13 protein-coding genes are annotated in these 20,960 nt (G+C 73.5%); 4 read left to right on the top strand and 9 right to left on the bottom strand.

What is annotated here, in order from left to right; translation table 11 throughout:
• Positions 1-7: 7 nt before the first annotated feature.
• The 9 genes from redH to ACFP1Z_RS00500 all read right to left on the bottom strand — a co-directional run bounded on the left by redH (position 8) and on the right by ACFP1Z_RS00500 (position 17,415).
• Positions 8-2,788 (bottom strand): undecylprodigiosin ligase RedH, encoded by a 2,781-nt coding sequence (gene redH / locus ACFP1Z_RS00540; protein ID WP_390313633.1) that lies wholly within the window; start codon positions 2,786-2,788, stop codon positions 8-10.
• A 59-nt stretch (positions 2,789-2,847) separates the two neighbouring features.
• A complete protein-coding gene (locus ACFP1Z_RS00535) occupies positions 2,848-3,936 on the bottom strand; it encodes an SAM-dependent methyltransferase (RefSeq protein WP_390313632.1) in 1,089 nt (362 codons plus the stop codon).
• Positions 3,937-3,995: 59 nt separating this feature from the next.
• Positions 3,996-4,799, bottom strand: coding sequence for a thioesterase II family protein (locus tag ACFP1Z_RS00530; RefSeq protein WP_390313631.1), 804 nt, complete (start codon positions 4,797-4,799; stop codon positions 3,996-3,998).
• Entirely contained in the window at positions 4,786-5,874 is a 1,089-nt protein-coding gene (locus ACFP1Z_RS00525) for an NAD-dependent epimerase/dehydratase family protein (protein WP_390313630.1), read from the bottom strand. Before ACFP1Z_RS00525 ends, ACFP1Z_RS00530 begins: the two co-directional genes overlap by 14 nt.
• A 5-nt stretch (positions 5,875-5,879) precedes the next feature.
• Positions 5,880-12,569: an aminotransferase class I/II-fold pyridoxal phosphate-dependent enzyme gene (locus ACFP1Z_RS00520; RefSeq protein ID WP_390313629.1), complete on the bottom strand. Its 6,690-nt coding sequence runs from the start codon at positions 12,567-12,569 to the stop codon at positions 5,880-5,882.
• A 14-nt stretch (positions 12,570-12,583) separates the two neighbouring features.
• Positions 12,584-14,194, bottom strand: coding sequence for a D-alanine--poly(phosphoribitol) ligase (locus tag ACFP1Z_RS00515; protein WP_390313628.1), 1,611 nt, complete (start codon positions 14,192-14,194; stop codon positions 12,584-12,586).
• Positions 14,191-16,056: an aminotransferase class I/II-fold pyridoxal phosphate-dependent enzyme gene (locus ACFP1Z_RS00510; RefSeq protein ID WP_390313627.1), complete on the bottom strand. Its 1,866-nt coding sequence runs from the start codon at positions 16,054-16,056 to the stop codon at positions 14,191-14,193. The genes ACFP1Z_RS00515 and ACFP1Z_RS00510 overlap by 4 nt, the downstream gene beginning before the upstream one ends.
• Entirely contained in the window at positions 16,053-16,316 is a 264-nt protein-coding gene (locus tag ACFP1Z_RS00505; protein WP_390313626.1) for an acyl carrier protein, read from the bottom strand. Before ACFP1Z_RS00505 ends, ACFP1Z_RS00510 begins: the two co-directional genes overlap by 4 nt.
• A 97-nt stretch (positions 16,317-16,413) precedes the next feature.
• A complete protein-coding gene (locus ACFP1Z_RS00500; protein WP_390313625.1) occupies positions 16,414-17,415 on the bottom strand; it encodes a beta-ketoacyl-ACP synthase III in 1,002 nt (333 codons plus the stop codon).
• Between the two features lie 299 nt (positions 17,416-17,714).
• Here ACFP1Z_RS00500 and ACFP1Z_RS00495 point away from each other — a divergent pair, with 299 nt between their 5' ends.
• The 4 genes from ACFP1Z_RS00495 (at position 17,715) to ACFP1Z_RS00480 (ending at position 20,951) form a co-directional block, all read left to right on the top strand.
• Positions 17,715-17,960 (top strand): phosphopantetheine-binding protein, encoded by a 246-nt coding sequence (locus ACFP1Z_RS00495; RefSeq protein ID WP_390313624.1) that lies wholly within the window; start codon positions 17,715-17,717, stop codon positions 17,958-17,960.
• Positions 17,961-17,974: 14 nt separating this feature from the next.
• Positions 17,975-19,180: a beta-ketoacyl-[acyl-carrier-protein] synthase family protein gene (locus ACFP1Z_RS00490; RefSeq protein ID WP_390314080.1), complete on the top strand. Its 1,206-nt coding sequence runs from the start codon at positions 17,975-17,977 to the stop codon at positions 19,178-19,180.
• A gap of 66 nt (positions 19,181-19,246) precedes the next feature.
• On the top strand, positions 19,247-20,137 hold the full coding sequence (locus ACFP1Z_RS00485) for a DUF6206 family protein (protein WP_390313623.1): 891 nt from the start codon (positions 19,247-19,249) through the stop codon (positions 20,135-20,137).
• Positions 20,124-20,951, top strand: a complete 828-nt coding sequence (locus tag ACFP1Z_RS00480) for a 4'-phosphopantetheinyl transferase family protein (RefSeq protein WP_390313622.1) — start codon at positions 20,124-20,126, stop codon at positions 20,949-20,951. The genes ACFP1Z_RS00485 and ACFP1Z_RS00480 overlap by 14 nt, the downstream gene beginning before the upstream one ends.
• Positions 20,952-20,960: the final 9 nt, after the last annotated feature.

The following is a 20,960-nucleotide window of genomic DNA, read 5'->3' as shown; positions in this document are numbered from 1 at the left end:
GTCTCCTTCAACTGTGTGCCGTGTCCGGCCCCGGGTCCGCCCCGCCGGCGGCCGTGGTCCCGGCGGCGGCCTCCGCGCTCTCCACGACGTCGACGGTGCCGGTGTCCCCGTCGACGACGACCATGTCGCCGGTGTTGATGCGCTGCGTGGCGTACTTGGTGTTCACGACGGACGGCACGCGGAACTCGCGGGAGACGATCGAGCTGTGCGAGAGCATCGAGCCGATGTCGGTGACCACGCCGCCGGCGATGGCGAACAGCGGGGTCCAGGAGGCGTCGGTGTAGCGGGTGACGAGGATCTCGCCGGGCTCGAACTCGTCGGCCTGCCAGACGAGGTCCTCCACGATCCGGGCGCGGCCGATGACGCGTCCAGGGCTGGCGCCGAGGCCCGTGATCCGGGAGCTGCCGGGTGCGGGGCGCACGGCCTGGGTGATGTCGTGCTCGCCGATGAAGGTGAGCGGGGGCTCGGGGAGCCGCTTGCGGTACTCGTGGAGGCGCCGGGCGGCGTCGACGCGTTCGCGCGAGAAGGCCGCCGACTCCTCGGCGCTGCCCGCGAGATAGGCCCGGACGTCCTCGAAGTCGAGGTAGGGGACCTCGTCGGCGGAGTGCAGCACGCCGGCTTCGGCGAGGCGGCGGCCGACCTCGTAGACGACGTTGCGCACCAGCCAGATCGAGGTGATCATCGACATGCGGGTGATCTCGCGGAGTTCGCTGCACAGCGCGTACAGCGAGATGACCGTCTCGATGGTCTTGCGCTGCGGCAGGGCGAGTTCGCGGAGGATCTCCCGCGAGTCGTCGTGGTGGCCGCTGCTGCGGCGCAGGATGTCGTCGACGGAGAAGCCGTCGGAGGCGTAGCGGCGGATCATCTGGAAGATGTAGGACGGGTCGTCGATCCACCGCGGGTGGGTGATCTCCATCTCCTGGTGGCCGCGGGTGCCGTTGGCGCGCAGGAAGGGTTCCATGTGGCGCTGCCAGAACGCGGCGCCCTCGGTGTCGGCGCGCAGGGTCTCCTCGATGGTCTCCAGGGGCGTGTCCTCGATGATCGCGAGGACGCGGGGGCGGTCCTTGGCGGCCTGGGCCAGGGACCACAGCTCCTTGGCGGACTCCACGGTGCGCAGGCTGGACATGTCGGTCTTGATGCGGTTCTGCAGGTTCTCGCCGTCCTCGCCGAGCCACATGCGGCACAGTTCGGTGAGGATGCCGTAGAAGCCGAAGGCGTTGATGTAGTACGGCATGTAGCCGACGTGCATGTCGTGGAACCAGCCGAGGTGGCGGCCGAGTTCGGCGTGCAGTTCGCGGCGGCTCATGCGGCGCAGGTCCAGTCGGCGGGCGCGGTCGAACTCGTAGAGCCGGGAGGTGGTCATCTCCTGGGCGCGGCCCTTCATGCGCAGGGCCTCGGCGGCGGTGCAGCGCAGCCAGTGGGCGGTGGAGCGGGCGTCCTCCAGGCCGCCGGGGAACTTCCCGAAGGGGTTGGTGTAGTCGGCGGCGTCGACCTCCTCGCTCATGAAGCGCTTGGTGAAGTGCTTCTGGTCGCGGGTGGGCAGGGCCTGGCCGAGCAGGTGGGCGCTGTAGGAGATGTTGAGGTAGACGTGGCCCTGGAAGAAGCCCATGTGCAGGTCGGGGTCGCCGGTCTCGCGCACGCCGAGGGCGGCGGCGCAGTCGGTGTGCACGTGCTGCTGGTAGTAGCGGGCGAAGCTCAGGCCGAGCGGGGTCATGAGCCCGACGAAGATCTCGCCGATGTCCATGCGGGACCACAGGGTGCCGGTGCGTACGGGTTCGGGCTGCGGGGTCACGTACGGGCTGAGGGTGCCCCGCTCGTCGGTGCCCTCGGGGGCGGGCCGGGTGGTGATGGGGCGGGTCTGGAAGAGGTGGAAGGTGCCCTCGCGCAGGCCCCATTCGATGTCCTGCTCGCTGCCGTAGTGGGCGCGGACGCGCTGGCCGAGCCGGGCGAGTTCGGCGAGGCGTTCGTGGGTGAGGCAGGGGACGTCGCGTTCGGCGGGGTCGACCTTGGTCATGCCGATCCTGCCGGGGGCGAGCGGGGCCCATTTGGCGACCTTGTAGCGCACGCGTTCCTCGACGACCTCAAGGCTGCGGTCGTCGACGACGAACAGGTCGCTGGAGACCCGGCCGGAGACGAGCCCCTCCCCCAGTCCCTGGCAGGCCTCGACGACGATGCGGTGCGGGCGGGCGCTGACGGGGTCGACGGTGAACAGCACGCCGCTGACGTCGCAGTGCACCATCTCCTGTACGACGACGGCCATGGCCTCGGCGGCGGCGCCCTCGCGGTAGGCGGTGGCGCGGGCGGAGTACAGGGAGGCCCAGCACTGCCGGACGGCGTCGAGGAGGTCGGCGTCCCCGGCGACGTCGAGGACGGTGTCGTGCTGGCCGGCGAAGGAGCGGGTGGCGGAGTCCTCCTTGAGCGCGGAGGAGCGCACGGCCACGCGCGGGCGGCCGAGTTTCTCGTAGGCGGCGAGGATCTCGTCGGCGAGGGGCGCGGGGAGCCGGGTGGCGAGGATGAGTTCGCGGGCGGCCGGGCCGTCGAGTCCCTGGAGCCGGCGGTCGAGTCCGGTGTCGGCGAGGTGGGCCCGGAACAGGCGGGTGGTGACGCAGAAGGCGGGCGGGACGGGCAGTCCCGCCGCGAGGAGGTCGGCGAGCCGGGCGGCCTTGCCGCCCAGCACCGCGGGGTCGGCCTGCTCGGGCCCGCCGAGGACGACCACGTTGCCTGCCGGTGCGGCGCTCTTGGGGGCCGGGGTGGCCGTGGCGGTGGCTGCGGTGGGACGGGTTGCCATTTCGAGCCTCTCCTGAGTGGTTCGGGGGCTGCTGGGGCCGCGGGGGGGTGGGGATGTGCTCAGGCGGTTTCGTTGACGGCCGTGAAGGCGCGGAACTGTTCGCGGGGGACGGGCCGGTGGACCTCGATGCCGGTGAAGCCGGCGCTCTCCAGCTGGGCACGCAGTTCGTCCTCGTGGGGCAGCGGTCCGCCGAACTCGGCGTAGGTGAACCACAGGCTGAGCACGTCCAGGCCGATGCTGCCGCCCTGGCAGGAGGTGGTGAGCAGGAGCCGGCCGCCGGGGGCGAGCAGGGCGCGGGCGCGTTCGAGGGCGGCGGTGCGCTCGTGCTCGGGGAAGTAGTAGATGTTGTTGTGCAGGGTGACGAGGTCGAACTGGGGCTCAAGGTCGAGGGTGCGCAGATCGCCCTGGCGGGTCTCGACGCGGTCGGCGAGCCCCCATTCGGCCATGTTCTTGGTGGCGGTCTCGGCGACGTCGGCCTGGAGGTCGACGGCGAGGGCGGAGAGCCGGGGGTTGAGTTCGGCGGCGTACTTCACGTGGCTGCCGCTGCCGCAGCCGATCTCCAGCAGCCGCTGGGGCTTGTCGCGTTCCAGGACGCGGTCGATGGCCGCGCGGACGAGGGGTTCGACGACGCGGGTGGAGCGGGCGATGACGAGTCCGTCCTGGTCGGCGAGGGCGAAGCGTTCGCCGGTGGCGGCCATGCGGGGGGCGCCCAGCAGTACGGGCACGTGGAAGCGCAGGACTTCCTCCAGGGCGGCGGCCAGCGCGTCGTTGCCGGCGTGGGCGAAGGTGCGGGCGGCGATCGACCTCAGCCGGTAGGCGCCTTCGCGGCGGTCGATCTCGCCGAGGCGGACGCCCATGTCGAGCCAGGCCCGCAGGCGTTGCAGGTCCTCGCGGCTCTCCGGGGGGACGCCGAGGCGTTCGGCGAGGGATTCGAGGTCGCAGGGGCGTACGGCGAGCGCGGCGAGCACCCCCGTGCCGGTGGCGGAGGCGAGCCAGGCGGCCCGGTAGACGGGGGTGATGAACCCCTTGGAGACCGCGAGGAGCAGCGGCATCCGCCAGTCGGTGACGATACGGGCGGCGGTCATCAGGTCGCCGACGGGGCGTGCCAGGCGTCCGGCGACGCCGGTGACCGGGCTGAGCAGGTTCATCGTTCCTCATCTCTTAAGGAGACCCTCGGCCGGCGCCGAGAGTGCGCGAAAAGCTCTGGTCAAGTGGCGGCCGACGCGGCGGCGAGCCGGTCGAGTTCCGTGTGCAGTTCCCGCAACAGGGGCTTGCGCGCGGGGCCGTTGAGGTAGAAGTGGCCGCCGGGCAGGTGGTGGCGCAGGAAGGAGCCCGTGGTGTGGGGGCGCCACGCCTCCACGTCCTCGGGGCCCGCGATGGGGTCGCCGGCGGCGGAGAAGGCCGTCATGGGGCAGGTCAGGGGCCGTCGGGGCCGCCAGCGGTAGGTGCCGCAGACGGTGAGGTCGGCGCGCAGGACGGGCAGTCGCCGCTCGAAGTACGCGCCGCCGGCCGGGTTCGCGCCGGTGTGGCCGAGGCCGCCCAGTCCGTCGGCGAAGCCGCGCAGCGCGGCGTCGGAGAGCAGGTGGTCGGCGCGTTCGCCGTAGAGGTGGGGTGCCCTGCTGCCGGAGGCGAACAGGTGCAGGGGTCCGGGCTCGCCGCGTTCGCGCAGCGCGTGGGCGACCTCGTGGGCGAGGAGGGCGCCCATGCTGTGGCCGAAGAACGCGTACGGCCTGTTCAGGAGCCCCTCCGTGAGGAGGGCGGCGGTGAGGTCGGCGACGAGCGGGGCGGCCCGGGTGTACGGGGCCTCGCGCAGGCGCAGTCCGCGGCCGGGGAGTTGGACGGCGGTGACCTCGGTGCGGCCGCCGAGGTGGGGCTGCCAGTCGCGGTAGACGGAGGCGGTGCCTCCGGCGTAGGGGAAGCACACCAGCCGCAGTGCCGCGTCGGGGACGGGGTCGGCGCCGTAGCGCGGGAACCACAGGGAGCCGGGGGCGAGGAGGTCAGCGGGCGACATGCTTGCGGCCCTCCGGTGAGTCGAGCCAGGCGAGGGTGCGGCGCATGCCTTCCTCGAAGCCGACGGGGCTCTTGAAGCCGAAGTCCTCCTGGGCGCGGTCGATGGCGTAGGACTGGTCGCGGTCGAAGAGGTGCACGGCGTGCCGGGTCAGCACGGGCCGGGCGGAGATGCCGAGGAGTCCGTAGAGCTTCTCGGAGAGGGTGGCGACGGCGGTGGCCACGGGGGTGGCGAGGCTGAGCCGGGGCGAGGGGGCGCCCAGGCCCCGGGCGAGGGCCTCGACGTACTCGCGCCAGGTGGTCCGTTCCGGGTCGCGCAGGTTGTAGACGCGGCCGGCGGTGACGCTCGCGTCGCAGGCGTCGATCATGGCGTCGGCGGCGTTGGTGACGTACAACAGCCCGGCGGGGACGCGTCCTTGGCGGATGTAGACCATCTGCTTGGCGAGCAGCAGATTGGCGATCTCGATGACGAAGTCCTTGCTGCCGGGCCCGTAGACGGACACGGGCCGGACGACGGTGACGGGGACGCCGGTGCGGCGGCCGGTCTCGCGGACGGCGCGTTCGCCCAGGAGTTTGCTGCGGTTGTAGGGCAGGCCGATGTCCCGGGGTTCGGTGGCCTCGCCGCAGGGGCGTACGGGGTAGCCGTAGACGTCGGTGGTGCTCACGTGCAGGACGCGCTGGACGGTGCCGGCGTGGGCGGCGGCCTCGACGACGTTCGTGGCGCCGGTGATGTTCACGCGCCGGAAGTCCTCCCAGGGGCCCCAGTCGGCGGATTTCCCGGCGCAGTTGTAGACCTGCCGGACGCCGGCCGTGGCGCGGCGCAGGCTCTCGGGGTCGTCGAGGTCGCCGGTGACGGTCTCGGCGGCCCGGTCGGCGAGGCCGGTACGGTCGCTGCCGGCGCGGACCAGGACGCGGACGCGGTGGCCGCGTTCGGTGAGCCGGCGCACCAGGTGGCCGCCGATGAATCCGCCGGCGCCGGTGACCAGGACGTCTGCCGGGCGGTCGGGAGCGGTCTCGTCGTGCTGCTCGCTGAACTGGTCGTTGTGCTGGTCGTTGTGCTGCTCGTTGTTGATGGCCATCGCCTTCACACCAGGAGGTCGAGGGAGTGTTCGAGGTCGACCTCGTTGTGGTCGACGTTGATGAAGAAGCGCAGCCGGCTCTTGTCGCGTTCGACGGCCGGGTAGCCGATGGGCATGACGTTGATCCCCTGCTCCAGCAGGGAGTTGGACAGCGCCATGGTCTTCTCCCAGTCGCCGGTGATCACCGGGATCACGGCGGAGGCCCGGGAGACGCCGATGTCCAGTCCGCGGGCGCGTGCCTCGGCGCGGAAGTGGTCGGAGAGCTGCCGCAGCCTGCTGACCCGCTGCGGTTCGGCCCGCAGCACCCGCAGGGCCTCCAGGGCGGCGGCCGCGTTGGCCGGGGAGATGCCGGTGGAGAAGATGTGCAGGGGGGCGGTGAACTTCAGGTATTCCACGATCGGTTGCCGGGCGGCGATATAGCCGCCGAGGCTGCCGATGGCCTTGCTGAGGGTGCCCATCCACAGGTCGACGTCGGCGCGGTCGACGTCGTAGTGCTCGCCGATGCCGCGTCCGGTGGCGCCGAGGACGCCGATGGAGTGCGCCTCGTCGATCATCAGCATCGCGCCGTGCCGTTTCTTGACCTCGATCAGACGGGGCAGGTCGGGCAGGTCGCCGTCCTGGCTGTAGGCGCCCTCGACGACCACGAGCGCGCGGCGGTGCCGGTGCCGCAGGGCGGCCAGGACGGAGTCGAGGGCCTGCCAGTCGTTGTGCGGGAAGGGCCGGCGGCGGGCGCCGGACAGGACGCTGCCGCGCACGGTGGAGTCGTGGCTCCACTCGTCGTGGACGATGAGGTCCTCGGGGCCGAAGAGGTGGCCGACGGTGGCGACGTTGGTGGCGTGTCCGCCGGCGAAGACGATGGCCGCCTCGGTGCCGAGGAACGAGGCGATCTCCGCTTCGAGTTCGTGGTGCAGCGGGGTCTCGCCGAACAGCAGCGGCGTCGCCGAGGCGGAGGTGCCGTACTGGTCGATGGCCTCCTTGGCGGCCCGGCGCACCTGGGGGTGGTGGGACAGGCCCAGGTAGTTGAAGGCCGCGAAGTTGACGACCTTGCGGCCGCCGACGGCCGCGACGGCGGCGTTGAAGCCCTCGTGGGTGCGGCCGTAGGGGTTCGACCCGCTGGAGCGGGTCTGGCGCAGCCGGCCCTGGAGTTCGGCGTACTCGGCCCACTCCTCGAAGGCGTACTCCTGCTTCACCGGGCTCCCTCCGGGCGCCGGCCGCGTCGGTTCCGGGCGCGGTGCGGGGACCGGCTCGGCTGCGGCGCCGAGCCGGTCGACGATGTCCCGGACCGTCGGGTCCTCGGGCAGGTCACGTTCCAACTCCTCCATCCGGTCGGGGAACTGCGCGGCGATGCTGCGCTGGAGGTCGGTGCGCATGAGCGAGTCGAAGCCGAGGTCGACGCCGAGGCGGGCGTGCGGGGGGATCCGCTCGGCGGGGAACCCGCAGATGCGGGCGATGTGGGCCATGACACCGACGGCGGGTTCGGGGTAGGAAGTAGCGGGCGCGTACGGGGTCGTGGCGCCGGTCGTGCGGTACTGCCCGTTCGGGCCGGGTGCTCCGGCCCCGTACGGGGTGGTGCCGCCGGACGGGGACACGGCCCGCGCGTACGGGTCCGGTGGTACGGCCGTGTCGTGGCCGTACGCCCCCGCCGGGGTCGGCGCCGTGGCTGCCTCCGTGAACGCGCCCTGACCGGACGGCAGTCCGGGCCCGTACGGGTCCGCCGTCGGCTCCGGTGCCCGGAACCAGTACGGCTCGCGTTCGAAGACCGTGTGCGGCACCGGCACCCGGCGCGGCGGGTGCTCGCGGTCCAGGGCCGCCCAGTCCACCGCGCCGCCCGCGCAGTGCAGCCGGCCCAGCGACTGCAGGACCGTCTCCCACGCGTCCGCGCCGCGCCGCAGCGACGGCAGCCACAACGGGGCGGCCCCACCGTCCTGTTGGGCGACGGTCATGGAGCGGCACAGATTGAGCAGCGTCGGGTGCGGGCCGATCTCGACGAAGGCGTCGCAGCCGCGCTCGCGCAGTGCCGTGAAGCCCTCGGCGAAGCGGACGGTGCCGAGCAGGTGCGCGGTCCAGTAGGCGGCGTCCACGCGCCCGGCGGCCTCGCCGGTGGCATCGGAGATCCACGGGATCGCGGGCTCGCCGAAGGCGATACCGCTCGCGGCCTCGCGCAGCGGCCCGGCGGCGCCGGTCATCAGAGGTGAGTGGAAGGCGTGGGCGACGGCCAACGGCTTCACGGTGACGCCGCGTTCCCTCAAGGTCGTGCCCGCGCGGGCGATCTCGTCGGCGTCGCCGGAGAGCACGAGGTGGTCGTGGGTGTTGACGGCGGCGACGGCCAGCGTGGGGTGTTCGCCGGCGGCGGCGCGCACGGCCGCCGGGTCCCCGACGCACGCGATCATCGCGCCCCGGCCGGGCTGTTCGCCCATGAGCCGGCCGCGTTCGGCGGCCAGCCGCAGCGCGTCCTCCAGAGGGAGCGCGCCCGCGACGCTCGCGGCGGCGAGCGCGCCGACGCTGTGGCCGAGGACGGCGGCCGGGCGGACGCCGAGGGACATCCACACGTCGGCGAGGGCGATTTCGAGGGCGACGAGGGCGGGCTGGCAGTGGCGGGTGTCGCGCAGCCGGGCCGCGGCCCGCTCGCCCTCGCCGAACAGCAGCTCGGGCAGGGGCAGGCCGAGCAGCGGCCGCAGTACGGCGTCGGCCCGGTCGAGGGTGCGGGTGAAGACGGGGTGGGTGCCGTACAACTCGCGTCCCATGCCCGGGTGCTGGGTGCCCTGCCCGCTGAAGAGGAAGGCGGTCCGGGGCGCGGGCCCGCCGTGCGTCTCCCCCAGGACGACGTTCGTCGCGGCGCGGCCGCGGGCGAGGTCGTCGAGCGCGGCGTCGAGTCCGGCGGCGTCGGCTGCGGTGAGGACGGCGCGGTGGGCGAGGTGCGCGCGCCCGGTGTTGGCGGCGTGGCACACCTCGCGTACGGGCACGTCGGGGTGGGCGGCGAGGTGGGTGCGGTAGCGGCGGGCGAGTCCGGCCAGGGCGGTGGGGGTGTGCGCGGACAGGCACAGGGCGTGCCGTGGCCGTACGGGTGCCTCGGCGGGCGGGGCGGGTTCGGGGGCGGCTTCCAGGACGATGTGCGCGGTGGCGCCGCCGAATCCGAAGGAGCTGACCCCGGCGCGGGCCGGCCGGTCGCCGTCCGCCGTGAGCGGGTGGCGGCGCACGGGCACGCGCAGTCCCGAATCCTCCCAAGTGAGGGCCCGGTTGGGGGTGTTCAGGTGCAGGGTGGGCGGGATCTCGCGGTGCCGGACGACGAGGGCGGCCTTGATGAGTCCGGCGATGCCGGCGGCGGCCTCCAGGTGGCCGATGTTGGTCTTGACGGAGCCGACGAGGCAGGGCCGCCCGGTGCGTCCGGCCCCGTACAGGGCGGCGAGGGCCTCCCATTCGACGGGGTCGCCGAGGGCGGTGCCGGTGCCGTGGGCCTCGACGTAGTCGACGGTGTCCGCCTCGATGCCGGCCCGGTCCAGGGCGCGGTCCATCACGGCGCGCTGGGCCGAACCCCGGGGCGCGGTCAGTCCGTTGGCGCGGCCGCCGTGCCCGGTCGCGGAGCCCCGGAGGACCGCGTGGATCCGGTCGCCGTCGGCGAGGGCGGCGGTCAGGGGTTTGAGGAGGACGAGGCCGACGCCCTCGCCGCGTACGTAGCCGGAGGCGGCGTCGTCGAAGGTGCGGCAGCGGCCGTCGACGGAGAGCATGCGGCCCCGTCCGAAGGCGACCGAGAGGCCGGGGGTGATGATGAGGTTGACGCCTCCGGCGAGGGCGCTCGCGCACTCGCCGGTGCGCAGGCTCTGGCAGGCCAGGTGTACGGAGGCCAGCGAGGAGGAGCAGGCGGTGTCCAGCGCCAGGCTGGGGCCGGAGAGGTCGAAGTGGTAGGAGAGCCGGTTGGCGGCGATGGAGTGGGCGTTGCCGGTGGCCGAGTGGACGTCGACGGCGTCGAGGCGCGGCATCTGGAGCTCGGCGTAGTCGTGGCTGCTGATGCCGATGAAGACTCCGGTGTCGCTGCCGGCGAGCCGTGCCGGGGCGAGGTGGGCGTCCTCGAATGTCTGCCAGGCGACTTCGAGCAGGAGCCGCTGCTGGGGGTCCATGCGCTCGGCCTCGCGGGCGGAGATCCCGAAGAAGCGGGCGTCGAACTCGTCGACGCGGTCGAGGAATCCGCCGTGCGGGGGTGCGTCGACGCGTGCGGCGTCCCAGCGTTCGCGGGGTACTTCGCCGATGGCGTCGCGGCCGTCGAGGAGGAGCCGCCAGTAGCTGTCGATGTCGGGGGCGCCGGGGAAGCGGCAGCCCATGCCGACGATCGCGATCGGTTCCCCGGCGTCCGGGGCGGCGCGGTGCCGGCGCGCGGGGGTGCCGGTGCGGTCGGGGCGGGCGAGACGGGCGGCGAGTGCGTCGACCGTGGGGTGGTCGAAGACGAGGGTGGGGCTGAGCTCGCGGCCGAGGTGGGCGGCGAGTTCCCGGGTGACGGCGACGGCCTGCCGGGAGTCCAGGCCCAGGGAGGTGAACGGCAGCCGTGCGTCGACGGCTTGGGGATCGAGGCCCAGCCGGTCGGCGATGCGGGCCCGCAGCCACACCGCGATCTCCGTCTCGGTGCCGGCGGTGGCGGTGGCGGCCGCCTGGGGCGGCTGCTCGGCGAGCAGCAGCTCGACGAGGGTGTCGGTGTGCGGCCGTACGAGCAGTTCGCCGACCGCCACGGGGACGCCGAACTCGTCCTCCAGCTCGCGTACGCACTCCAGCAGGGCCGGGTAGGAAATGCCCAGTTCGGTGAAGGAGCGGCCCTGGATGTCGCTCGCTGCGGTGGCGGCGGCCAGGACACGGGTGACGGCGGCCGGTACGTGCTCGCGCCGCCGGGCGAGCGGTACGGGCTCGCGGGCGGGGGTTTCGTCGCGTGCCACGCTGGCGGCCAGGACCTCGAAGGCGAGGCCGTCCAGTGCCCGGCGGCACGCCTGCCGTTGGATCTTGCCGCTGGTCGTCTTGGGCACGGTGGAGCGCCTGAGCAGCACGATCGTGTGCGGGGCGACCTGGTGTTCCTCGGCGATGGCGGTGCGCAGGGCCGCGAGGACCGCCGACGGTTCGCCGCCGCCCTGTATCTCGTAGGCGAGCGCGAGCTGTTCGCCCTGGGCGGTGGCCAGGCCGAAGGCGGCGCCGCTGCCCGCGCGGACGGCCGTGGAGGCCTTCTCGGCGGTGAGTTCGATGTCGTGCGGGAAGAAGTTGCGGCCCTGGACGATGACGATGTCCTTGGTGCGGCCCACCACGTACAGCTCGCCGTCGCGCAGGAAGCCGAGGTCGCCGCTGCGCAGATGGCCGTGCTGGTGCTGCTCGCCGGGGATGCGGGCGCCGAAGGCGGCGGCGGTGGCGTCGGGCCGTTGCCAGTAGCCGTCGGCGACGTTGGGTCCGGCGATCCAGATCTCGCCGACGTGCCCGTCCTCGCGGCGGTGTCCGGTCTCCGGGTCGACGACGGCGACCTCGACGTCCTCGACGGGGGTGCCGCAGCTGACGACGCGGGTGGTGCGCGCGTCGCCGGTGGCGGGTCGGGCCTCGCCCTGTTCGAGGGCGGTGGCGTCGAACTCGCCGGTGGTGGGCGGGCGGTGGGTGTCGAAGCCGGTGACCATCAAGGTGGCCTCGGCCAGCCCGTAGCAGGGCAGCAGGGCGCGCCGGGCGAAGCCGCAGGGCGCGAAGTGCCGGGCGAAGCGCTCCAGGGTCTCGGCCCGTACGGGTTCCGCGCCGTTGAGGGCGAGCCGCCACCGGCTCAGGTCCAGGCCCTCGCGCTGTTCGGCGGTGATGCGGCGGACGCACTGCTCGAAGCCGAAGTTGGGGGCGACGCTGGTGGAGGAGCCCGTGCGGGACAGGGTCTCCAGCCACAGCAGGGGGCGGCGCACGAAGGTGGCCGGGGCCATCAGATGGGCGGGGAAGCCGCCGTAGAGCGGGGTGAGGATGCCGCCGATGAGCCCCATGTCGTGGTAGGGCGGCAGCCAGGAGACCATGCCGGATTCGGGGCCGTGCGCGAGCTGGTGGTGGATCGAGCGGAGGTTGCGCACGAGGTTGCGGTTGCTGACCATGACCCCTTTGGGGGTGGCGGTCGAGCCGGAGGTGTACTGCAGGAAGGCCAGGGAGGTGTCCTCGGTGCCGGGGTCCCGCCAGTTCCCGGCGTCGGCCTCGTCGAGGTCGCCGGGGGTCAGCCAGGTCAGTCCGGCCAGGCCCAGGGCGGCGAGTTCGGCGGGCCGGTGCGTGGCGGCCTCGCGCACGTCGGGGGTGGTGAAGGCGTGCGTGGCCCCGCAGTCGCGGGCGATGGCGGCGAGCCGGGGCACGGTCTGCCCGAAGCGGGCGGAGTCCGGCGGGTAGGCGGGGACGGCGACGGCCCCGGCGTACAGGCAGCCGAGGAAGGCCGCGACGTAGTCGAGGCCCGGCGGCTGCAGCAGCAGGACGGGCCTGCCGGTCTGCCGCTCGCGGCGCAGGCGTCCCGCGACGGTGCGGGCGCGCAGGTCCAGTTCCGCGTAGGTGCACGTCCCCTGCTCGCCGTCGGTCCCGGTCAGGAAGCGGTAGGCGAGCTGGTCGGGGGCGAGTTCGCGGCGGCGCCGGAGCAGCCCGGCCACGGTGCGCGGTTCCGCGCCCCGCCAGTGCTCCTCGACGCGCTCGGCGCGCCCCGGGTTGCGGCTAGAGCCTCGGCTCACGGTGGTCTCCGTCATCAGGTGCTGGCAGTGCCCGCGGGCTCTGCGGTGGTCCGGTGCGTGGGGTGGGCCGTCTGCCGGTCGAGCTGCCGGTAGTCGGTCTTGCCGTTGGCGTTGTGCGGGAGTTCGTCCAGGCGGGTCGCCGTGCGCGGGAGCATGTACCGGGGCAGGAGCCGGGCACAGTGCTGTTTGATCTGTACGAGGCCGGGCCGCAGGGCTCCGGGCCGCAGGGTGTAGTAGAGGGCGATGTGTGCCGTCCCGTCGCCGCCGGCGACCAGGACGGCGGCCTCGGCGATGGCCGGGTGGCGCAGGACGGCGGCTTCGATCTCGCCGAGTTCGACGCGGTAGCCGTGCAGTTTGACCATGCGGTCCTTGCGGCCGCGGTAGACGAGGAGCCCGTCCTCGTAGGTGACGAGGTCGCCGGTGGGGTGCCGGCCCTGGCAGTGCAGGGCGGCGGCGGGCTCGTCGGCGCGCCGCCAGTAGCCGGGGGTGACGCAGTCCCCTTCGACGATCAGTTCGCCGACGGCGCCGGGCAGTTCGACGGCGCGGCCGTCGTCGACGACGCTGACGCAGGCCCCGGGGACGGGCCGGCCGATGGGCACGGGCGTGTCGCGTTCGAGGTCCTTGGGGCGGACGCGGTGGTAGGTGCACACGTTGGTCTCGGTGGGCCCGTAGAGGTTGTACAGGGCGGTGTGCGCGGGCAACCGGTCGGCGAAGGCGCGCAGTTGCGGGATCGGGAAGACCTCTCCGGCGAACAGGACGTAGCGCAGGCTCGCGGTGACGTCGTCGGTGAGCACGCCGGAGGCCGTCAGCAGGTGCAGGATGGAGGGCACCGAGTACCAGACGGTGACGCCGTGTTCGCGGATGCCGTCGGCGAGGGCGGCCACGTCGCGGGCCCGGCTGTCCTCGACGATCCACACGGCGGCGCCCACGGACAGCGCGACGAACAGGTCGAAGGTGGACAGGTCGAAGTTGAACGAGGCGTGGTTGGCGAAGACGTCGTCGGCGCCGACGTCGAGTTCGGCGCGGGCCCAGCCGATGAAGTTGGCCAGGTTGCGGTGCGTGATCTGCACGCCCTTGGGGACGCCGGTGGAGCCGGAGGTGTAGAGGATCGCGGCGAGGTCGCAGGGCTGCAGGACGGGCATGATGGTGATCCGTCCGGCGGTGGTGCGCGCGAAGTCGGCCCAGGTGTGCACCGGGACGCCCCCGACGCTCGTGGCGCCCGCCTCGCCGGTGGTGACGACGGCCTTGAGGGAGGCCGGCAGCGTCTGCCCTTCGAGGAGGGCGAGGTGGCGGGCGTCGGTGAACAGCACGACGGGTTCGGCGTCGGCGAGGATGGCCCGCACGCGGGCGGGGGGCGCTCCCCCGTCGACGGGGACGTAGGCGCAGGCCGCCTGCACGGTGGCGACGATGGCCTCGGCGTAGCGGGGGTGCTTGTCCATCCAGATCGCGGCCCGGTCCCCGGCCTGGAGCCCGAGGTCCAGCAGCCGGGAGGAGAGCGCGTCGACGCGGGCGGTGAACTCGGCGTAGGTCAGCGGCTCGGGGCCGACGAAGGCGGGGCGCGCGTCGTGCTCGGCGGGGAAGTCCCGGCGCAGCCGGATGACGCGGCCGGTGGTGCGGGTGGTCATGGGCGCTGGTCCTCCTTGTGCGGGGCGCCGTGCGGCAGCACGCCGGTCTCCCGGGCGGAGTCGACGAAGATCTCCGTGGCGAGGTCGAGGTCCCGTTCGGTGTGCTCGCAGGTGACGCTGACGCGCAGCCGGGCGTCGCCGAGCGGGACTCCGGGGTAGACGACGGTCTGGCAGAACAGGCCGCGGGCGCGTACGGCGCGGCCCATCTCCATGGCCTGGCGCTCGTCGCCGATGACCAGGGGCAGGATCGCGCTCTCGGTGCGCTCCAGGTCGAAGCCGGCGCCGCGCAGCCGCTCGCGCAGCGCGGTGATGTTGGCCCACAGCCGGGTCAGGCGCTCGGGTTCGGCCTCAAGGACGTCGAGGGAGGCGATGAGTCCGGCGGCGACCCCGGCGGGGATGTTGGCGGCGAAGACGTAGGAGTTGGAGTAGTGGCGCAGGTACTCGACGACGTCCTCCTCGCCGACGAGGAAGCCGCCCATGCCCGCGAGGGCCTTGCTCATGGTGCCGAGTTCGAGGTCGACCTCGCCCTTGAGGCCGAAGTGCTCGGCGGTGCCGGAGCCGCGCTCGCCCAGGACGCCGGTGGCGTGGGCGTCGTCGACGAGGACGCGCGCGCCGTAGGTCTTGGCGAGGCGGACGATCTCGGGGAGGTCGCAGAGGTCGCCGTGCATGCTGAAGACGCCGTCGGCGACGATCAGGGTGCCGCCGGTGCCGGCGTCGGTGGCGCGCTGGAGGACCTTCTCCAGGTCCGTCATGTCGTTGTGCTGGTAGATCTTGCGTATGGCGCCGGAGAGCTTGCCGCCGTCGACGATGCTCATGTGGTTGAACTTGTCGATGACGAGGGTGTCGTAGCTCTTGACGAGCCCGGAGATCGCGCCGAGGTTCGCGGCGTAGCCGCCGGGGTAGACGATGCAGGCCGGGCGGCGTTTGAAGGCGGCGAGCCGGCGTTCGAGCTCCTTGTGGAGCATGTTGGTGCCGCCGATGAAGCGGGAGCCGGTGTGGGTGGCGCCGAAGGTGCGGGTGGCGTCGCAGACGGCGTCGATCACCTTGGGGTGGTTGGCGAGGCCTAGGTAGTTGTTGGACGCGAACATCAGGAACTCGCGTTCGCGGCCGGTGAGTTCGTCGAGGATGACGGCACGGTTGGCGCAGCGGGACAGCAGCGGCATGCCGTACCAGTGCAGGTGCTGCTCCTCGCGCTTGCGGCGGTAGGCGGCGAAGCTGCGGGCCTTGGCGAACAGGTCGGTGTCCCGCTGTTCGACGAAGTCCTTCATGGAGCGGTGGTCCCAGGCGCCGGCCGGGGAGGGCGCGCCGGTGGCCGCTGGAGTGGTGGTGGCGGCGCGGCGCGCGGTGAGTTCGGCGGCGAGGGTGCGCAGCGTGGAGGCGGCGATGCCGTGGGCCGCGTCCTCGGGGAGGGCGAGCTCGGCGGCGGCCTCGGTGACGAGGGAGGTGAGGATGACGGAGTCGATGCCCAGTTCGCTCTCGAAGTCGGCGTCGAGGGGCAGTTGGTGGCGCTGGTACTGGGTCTGCCGCATGGCGGCGGCGAGCACGGCCTCCAGGACGGGGTCGGTGCCCTCCTGCGGTGCGGTGTCCGGTCCGTCGGCGGCCGGTCCGTCCGGGAGTCCCAGCGCGGCCGAGACCTCGGCGACGAGTTCGCGGATGGTGGCGCATTCCCCGGACAGCCGCTGGTCGAGGCCGAATTGTTCGCCGACCGAGACGAGAATGGATTCCAGGATGACCGAGTCGATGCCGAGGTCGCCCTCGAAGTGGCTGTCGGGCAGGAGTTTGGACTCGTCGTACAGGGTGCGTTCGGCGACGATCCCGACGACCGCGCGGTGGATTCCCTGTGTCGTGCCTCGCTGTGTCATGCGGACACCGCGCCTTCCCCGGCCTTGAGCCGCTCCACGAGGGCGGAAATCGTGCTGACGGAGCGGAAGTTCGCGGGGGCGATCTCCCGCAGCGGGACGGTGACGCGGAACTCCTCCTGGAGGTAGTGCACGAGGTCGAAGACGCCCGCCGAGTCGATGATGTTCAGTTCGTCGATGGGGGTGTCCGGCTCCAGGCCGTCGGCGTCGCCGTCCATCCAGACCTCGACGATGTAGTCCGTGATGAGTTTCTGCGGTGTCATGGGTGTCCTTGTCGGGGCTGTGGGTCCGGGCCGGTGTCTGACGGTCTGGGCGTACGGGCCGGGCGTACGTACGGGGCGTACAGGCCGGGCGCCGCCGTCAGTCGCGGTCGAGGGCGGGCCAGGTGAGCACCGTGGCCCCCCAGGTGAGCCCGCCGCCGAAGGCGGTGAGCAGCAGCCGTTCGCCGGCGGCGAGTTCGCCCGCGCTGTGGGCGTGGTCGAGGGCGAGCGGGACGGAGGCGGCGGCGGTGTTGCCGACCTCGGCGATGTTGCTGACGGCGCGCTCGGCGGGCAGGCCGAGCTCGTCGGCGAGCCGGGCGACGATTCTGTGGTTGGCCTGGTGGGCGACGAGGTGGTCGACCTCGCCGATCCGCCAGCCCGCGCGGTCGAGGACGGTGCGCGCGCTGTGGCTCATGCGCTGCACGGCGAGACGGAAGACCTGCTTGCCCTGCATGGTGAACCACCGGTCCTCGGGCGGCGGTTCGCTGCCGTCGGGGCGGCGCTCGGAGCCTCCGGCGGGCACGGTGATCAGGTCCCGGCCGGAGCCGTCACTGCCGAGGTCGAAGGGGCCGAGCGCGCCGTCCTCGTCGGCCCGCCCCGCGCGCAGGACGAGCGCTCCCGCCCCGTCCCCGAAGATCACCGAGGTGGAGCGGTCGGCCGGGTTCAGGATCCGCGAGAAGGTCTCGGCGCCGATGACCAGGACGCCCTCGGCGGCCCCGCAGGCGATCAGCCCGGCCGCGTTCGCCAGCGCGTAGAGGAAGCCCGTGCACACGGCGGCCACGTCGTGGGCCGCGACGTGGCCGAGGCCGAGCCGGTCGGCGACGGCCGGCGCGGTGGCCGGGCAGGGCCGGTCCGGGGTGGTGGTCGCGACGACGAGGGCGTCGACGGGGTGGCCGCCCGCGCTCTTCAGGGCCTTCGCGCCGGCGGCGACGGCCAGGTCGGAGGTGGCCGTCCCGGCGGGCGCCACGAAGCGCTGCCGGATGCCGGTGCGGGAGCGGATCCACTCGTCGGAGGTGTCGAGCCGTGCCACGAGGTCGGCGTTGGTCACGCGTACGGGCGGCAGCGCGCTGCCCACCCCCGCGACGACGGCGGCCCGCGTCACCGGGCACCGCCGGTGCGCTGCGCGAGTCGGCGGTCCCTGCGGTGACGGCGGTGGCGGTCCACGCGAACGCTCCTCGGATCGGGGCGGATACGGCCGTGCCGAGTCTGCTCATCCGGGCTGACGGGGCGCTGACGGATAGCTGACCCGTGCGTAGGTCAGTCATCCGTCAGCGCCCCGTCAGCGCGGCCGTGAAGACTTGCCGAGCGCGTCACCGGGACACAGCCGCCCGGACACGATCGCCCGGACACAACGGGACGTGGACGACCCACCTGCACCCCGACGGGAAAGGCAACCGCACCATGAGCCCTGTTTACGACAAGCTGGCGGATCTGCTTGTCGACCGCTTCGCGGTGGACCGCACAGCCATCGGGCCGGACGTGACCTTCGAGGAACTGGAGATGGACTCGCTGTTCCTCGTGGAACTCCTGCTCGTGGTCGAGTCCGAGTTCCGGGTGAAGCTCGGCGAGGACGCCGCCGCGCCGACGGACACGATCGCCCGCGTCGTCGAGGTGATCACGGACGAGCTCGCGGCCACGGCGTCGTGAGCCCCGTGACCCCGATCGCCGTCACCGGGCTCGGCCTGGTCACCGCGGCCGGCATCGGTACCGAGGCCACCTGGGAGGGGGTGTGCGCGGGCCGCTCGGCGGCCGCGCGGAACCCCCAACTGGCCGGGCTGCCGGTGGACATCTCGTGCACCGTGCCCGGACTGGATCCGGCGCGGCACATCAGCGCGCGCAGCCGGATCGTCCACGACCGCTTCACCCAGCTGGCGATCGTCGCCGCCCGCGAGGCGGTGGCCGGCGCGGGGCTCGACCCGCGCGAGTGGGACGGGGCGCGGGTCGGCGTGGTCGTCGGCTGCGGGCTCGGCGGGGTGAGCACGTGGGAGCAGCAGCACCGGCGGCTGCTGGAGCAGGGGCCCAAGGCGGTCTCCGCGCTGCTGGTGCCGATGCTGGTGCCGAACATGGTGGCCGGGAACCTGGCCATCGACCTGAGGGCGACGGGCCCCAACTTCGTGACGGCGACGGCCTGTTCCTCGGGGGCGACCGCGCTCGGCGCGGCGGCCTCGCTGCTGCGCTCCGGCGCCTGCGACGTGGTGCTCGCGGGCGGGGCGGAGGCGGGCGTGAGCCCGCTGATGGTCACCGGCTTCGCGCAGATGGGGGCGTTGTCGAAGCGGCTGGCCGAACCGGCCGCCGCCTCCCGCCCGTTCGACGCGGACCGCGACGGGTTCGTCATCGGCGAGGGCAGCGGCATGCTCGTCCTGGAGCGGGAGGCGGACGCGCGCGCCCGGGGCGCGGCCGTCCGGGCCCGCCTCGCCGGGTACGGGGCCTCCGCCGACGCCCACCATCTGACGGCGCCCGAGCCGAAGGGCACCAGCGTGCTCGCGGCCGTACGAGCGGCACTGGAGGAGTCGGGCGCGGCACCGGAGGAGGTCGCGCACGTCAACGCGCACGGCACCGCGACCCGCGTCAACGACGTCGTCGAGGCGCGGACGCTGCGCACCGCCCTCGGTGACGGCGCGGCCGTGACCTCCGCCAAGGGCGTGCTCGGCCACACCCTCGGCGCGGCCGGGGCCATCGAGGCCGCGCTGACGGTCCTGGCGATCGAGCGCGGGACGGTGCCGCCGACGGCGAACTGCGAACGGCTCGACCCCGAGGTCGAGTTGGACGTGGTGACGGGCGGGCCGCGGACCGCGAAGGTCGAGGTGGCCATGAGCACGTCGTTCGGGTTCGGCGGACAGAACGCGGTGCTGGTGTTCACGGCCTGAACCCGGCCTGCAACCGGCCTCAAGCAGCACATCGAGACGACAGCGACGGAAAGCAGGTGACGGCTCATGCCCTTCGCCGTCCCGGAGCGCGAGCTCCAGGAACTGGAGGCCCGGGTCCAGCGGGCGCTGGCCACCGCCGACGACCGGGAGCTGACCGTGCTCGGCTACGGCGAGGTCACGCTCGTGCTCGGTCTGGAGACGGACGCCGGGGCCTTCGCGTGCAAACGGCTGCCGGTCTTCCCGGCCCGCACCCGGTTCGACGCCTACGCGCGCACGCTGCAGGAGTACCTCGCCCGGCTGCGGGCCGGCGGCGTGCACGCCGCGCCGACCGAGCTGTGGCACATGCCGCTGCCGGACGGGCGGATCGTCGGCTACTGCGTGCAGGAGGCCCTGCCCGCCAAGCGCCTGTGCTCCCGTCTGCTGCACAGCGAGGGCCCGGCCTGGGCCGAGGACTTCTTCGCCCGTTTCCTCGACCGCGTCCATAGCGCGGTCACCCCCACGCTCGGCCTGGACGCGCAGGCGTCCAACTGGGTCGACGTGGACGGGGAGCTGGTGTACCTGGACGTCACCACGCCGCTGATGCGCGACGCGCGCGGCCGCGAACGCGCCGACGTGAAGCTGTTCTTCACCTCGCTGCCGTGGCTGCTGCGGGACGCGGTACGGCTGTCGATGGCCCCGTCGATCTTCGAGAAGTTCTACTCCCCGCGCGGCATCGTCCTGGACTTCCTCGGCAACCTCCACAAGGAGCGGCTCCAGGAACTCATTCCGGGCTTCCTGCGGCAGGCCAACGCGGTGCTCACGCCCGCCCTGACCGCCGAGGAGGTCGCCCGCTACTACCAGGGCGACGCCCGCATGTGGGAGCTGATCCAGCGGCTGCGCAAGGCCGACCGGGCCTGGCAGAGGACCGTGCGCCGCCGCCCGTACCCGTTCCTGCTGCCGCCCGATGTCGACCGCTGAGCTGCGCCGGCCGGCCCCCGCGGCGCACGGCGCGGGGCCCGGTGTCGCCGGGCACACGCTGCGGCTCGATCCGGCCCGTCCGCTGCATCTCGCGCGGCCCGTCGGGCAGTTGACGCTCGCGGCCGTGTCGATCGCCTGGCTGCGGGACCGGGGCGAGGAGGGCCGCGCGGCGCTGGAGGACCGGCATCTGACGGCGCGGGAGGCGGCGCACGCGGCGACGCTGCGGCTGCCCCGGCGCCGCCGGGAGTGGCTCGCCGGCCGGCTCGCGGTCAAGCACGCCGTCCTCGCGCACCGGCGCGGGCAGGGACCGGGACGTACGCGTGCCCCGCTGTCCACCCGGGACGTGCGCGTGGACGCCCTCGCGCACGGGCTGCGGGCCGGCAAGCCCTTCGTGGAACTCCCCGGTCCGCCCGTGGAGATCGGGCTCACGCACTCCGCCGACTTCGCGGTCGCCGTGTGCGGTCCGCGCCCCGTGGGCGTCGACCTGGAGCACGCCCGTATCGTGCCGCCGCACCTGCGCGCACTGCTGGAGGAGGACGCCGACCCGGCCGCCCGCGATCCCGACCGGCGGCGGCTGACGGCGATGCCGCTGCCGCTGCGCTGGGCGTGCAAGGAGGCGGTGCTCAAGTACTTCGGCTTCGGTCTGCGCGTCGACCCGCGCGATGTCGCCCTGCGCGCCTGGTACGCCGACCACGCCTTCGCCTGGCGGCCGGGACCGGAGCTGCTGCGGCACGCGCCCGCGGCGGCCGGCACCCGCCCGCACGGCTGGGCGGCTCCCCTCGACGGCTACTTCCTCGCCCTGGTCTGGACGTGATGACTCAAT

The sequence above is a fragment of the Streptomyces gamaensis genome (genome assembly GCF_042656465.1).
Taxonomy (GTDB): Bacteria; Actinomycetota; Actinomycetes; order Streptomycetales; family Streptomycetaceae; genus Streptomyces; species Streptomyces gamaensis.
This window is presented reverse-complemented; position numbering and strand designations above follow the sequence as displayed.